Below are 2412 nucleotides of genomic sequence, written 5' to 3'. Positions count from 1 at the left end.
CCCGTTCGATGCCCAGCTCGGCCCGTGGCTGCTGCGCCGCCTGGGCCTAGCGGTGGGGCTGGCCGAGGAGCTGCGGAGCGATGCGGACCAGGTGCTGCAAAGCATGAACACGAAGGCGCCTGACGCGCAGCCCGTGGCCGAACGCAGCGCCTGAGGGCGGCCGAGGGCGCTGCCCGGGAACGCGCTCAGTCCCGGTGGGCCTGGATCTCGCCTTCCTCGTCGCCTTCGGGCACGGTGGGCAGGCGCGCTTGCGCAGGCGTAGCCGCCGTGGCCTTCCATTGCCCGGCCGGCTCCACCTCATGGCCGGGGTCCGCGCGGAGCACGGGCTCGTACAAGATCCACTGCGCCACGGTGCGCATGGCCTCGGCACCCCGGTTGTTCTGTCGCTTCAGGAAGAAGTCCAGGCCGCGCTCGCGCAGGATCTTGGCTTTTTCGCGCAGCAGCAGCAGGGTGGGCTCCCACAGTTCGTCCCTCACCACGAGGTCGTCGAAGCCCTGCGCATGCACCTGGGCCTCCCGCAGGCGCGTGGCTCCCTGCTCCCGGCACAGCGCAGCGCGCTTCATATGCTCCACTCCCTCGTCCCTTCGGCGCGCCATCACCGGCGACCGGCCGGTCTTGCCCATCGCCTTGCGCTGCATGCGTGCTGCGGCCTGCTCCAGGTGCTCCGCGGCGGCGGCCGTCTGGTCCGCCTCCAGCGCCTTGCGTGCCTGCTTCAGATGCGCGCGGGTGGAGCGCAGGTCCATGCCGGCCGCCTCGAATTCCGTGGCTGCGCTTTCGTATCCCGCGCAGGCCGCCTCGAACTGCGCCTTGGCAGCTTCGCCATCCATGCGGGCGAGCGCGCGGAACATGTCCAGCGCGGGGGCGGCGGGCGCCTTCATCGCCTTGTCGGCGAACATGGCCGCCAGGCCGTTGCCCTGTGCGAACGCCCGGGTCTGCTCCATGAAATGTTCGAGCTGCAGCTCGGACGCGGCATGCTTCAAGTCGTCCTCCACCGCAGCGCCCAGCTTGCCCACCCCGTAGGCGGACCAGCTGTCCCACTCGTCGCGCACGAGCTGCTGGAACACGTCGAACTCCGAGACATCGGTGGCGCGGTCGCTGCGCATCGGGTCGATCTCGTCGTCGAACACGAACAGCGTGCAAAAGTGGGTCACGGCCTTGGAGACCAGCTCCCGGCCGTAGCTGGCATCCAGCAGCCCCAGGCTGCCGCTGGCCTTCTGGCGCGGGCCGTTCTTCGGATCGTCCTGCACGGATTCCGCGAACTGCACCCCCAGCGTGGCGCGGCCCGACACCTCCACCTTCATCTGGGCCGTGGCATCGCGGTAGATGGTGGTCATGTAGCCGGCCACCGTGGTGCGGGTCTGGCCGTTGTCCTGCCGGGATTTGACGCCCACGCCCGCTGACACGCCGGCCCGCCGCCCCTTGCCCGCCACCTCGCCCACCCGCACGCCCGCGCTGAGCGACACGTTGGTCTCGGTGCCCATGCTGCTGCGCTGCGCGTCGTCGATGATCCCCATGCTCAGCTCGGGATGGTGGGCCAGCAGCTCCCGCATCCAGTCCCGGCGGGCCGGCTGCCCATCCCCGGTGGGGGCCGCCATGTCGAACAGATGCTCCAGCGCGTCGATGAACTGCGCGTCCAGCTGGGGCTCGCGGTTCTTGGTCAGCCGGGGCATGCGCATCTGCACGCCGTTTTCCACGCTCCGCTCGCCGCGCCAGCGCCAGTCGGCCCCGCCGGTCACCCCGAAGCTGGCCTGGTCGGTGTCCATCGCGACCGAGTAGCCGGTGTTCACCCCGGCACCGGCCTGTACCTGGTTGGTGGACTGGGACGTGATCTGCAGGTACATGCCGGTGCGGCCCCGGTACAGCTCCAGGATGCGGTCCTCGTTGTGCTGCACGCCGCCGATGAGCTTGACGCCCAGGCCCACGGCGCTCGTGATCGCCGCGGCCGCCGACAGCGGGCCGAGGTTGACACCGTAGGTCTTCTGGCCCAGCAGCTTCATCCGGTCGCGCCATTCGAGGTGCTGGGCCACATCGCGCAGCAGGTTGAACAGCGCCCGGCTGTTGGTGGCGTTGGCCGGGTCCCCGTCGTGCAGCAGGTTGAGGGCCTTGTACAGGGCCACGTGGAAGGCACTGCCCTGGGCGTGCACGTGTTCTCCATCGGTGCCGACCGATGGCGTGGCGGGGCCATTGTTCGCCTCTTGCAGCGGCTCGCTCAGCAAGGCGTGCTGCAGCAGGGCGAGGGCTTGCACGCCGGTGTGCGGCTGGGCGCGCAGCTGCTCCCATGCGAAGCGCATCGCGGGCGATTCCGTGGCGGTGGTGATCTCGCCGCCACGGCGGTCGGCTTTTCGCGCTGCATCGCGCCGCGCGGCATCGCATTGCGCCCGGATGCCTTCGAGCAGGGCGTTGTCCAGCACC

At 70.3% G+C, this 2412-nt stretch carries 1 pseudogene; it reads right to left on the bottom strand.

Features of this window, described 5'->3' with window-relative positions:
• Positions 1–185: 185 nt before the first annotated feature.
• Positions 186–2412 (bottom strand): annotated as a pseudogene (locus AC27KI_RS22905) (hypothetical protein); the annotation flags it as partial.

The organism is Acidovorax sp. KPB24-03, assembly GCF_057546605.1.
The sequence above is the reverse complement of the archived record's forward strand: the minus strand, read 5'-3'. Positions and strand labels throughout refer to the sequence as shown.